This is a genomic window from Mesorhizobium sp. P2_A12, assembly GCF_056405075.1.
The window spans coordinates 1-325 of sequence record NZ_JBFUCU010000106.1 but is presented as its reverse complement, the minus strand read 5'-3'; the positions used below and the strand labels follow the sequence as shown (position 1 = coordinate 325).

At 59.9% G+C, this 325-nt stretch carries 1 protein-coding gene; it reads left to right on the top strand.

Annotated features, from left to right (window positions below):
* Positions 1–325, top strand: a 325-nt coding sequence (locus AC1DZU_RS35710) for a recombinase family protein (RefSeq protein ID WP_477292173.1), incomplete at both ends; no start/stop codon positions are given.

Here is a 325-nt window from a genome sequence, read left to right as displayed (position 1 = left end):
AGGCCTTCGACAAAGGCCTTCTCTACAAGTTGCTGAGCAACCGGGTGTACATCGGCGAGGCCGTCCACAAGGGCACGAGCTATCCCGGCGAGCATCAGCCAATCATCTCGCAAGATCTCTGGGACAAGGTCCGCTCGATCATTGCCGAGCCACCGCRCAAGCGGGCAGGGCATTGCCGCGGGCAAACGCCCGCATTGCTCAGAGGCCTGATCTTCGCGCCCAATGGTTATGCCATGACACCGGCACACACGAGGAAGAAGGGTCGTCTCTACCGTTACTACGTCACCACCAGCGTACAGAAGCTTGGACCGGAAACCTGCTCGGT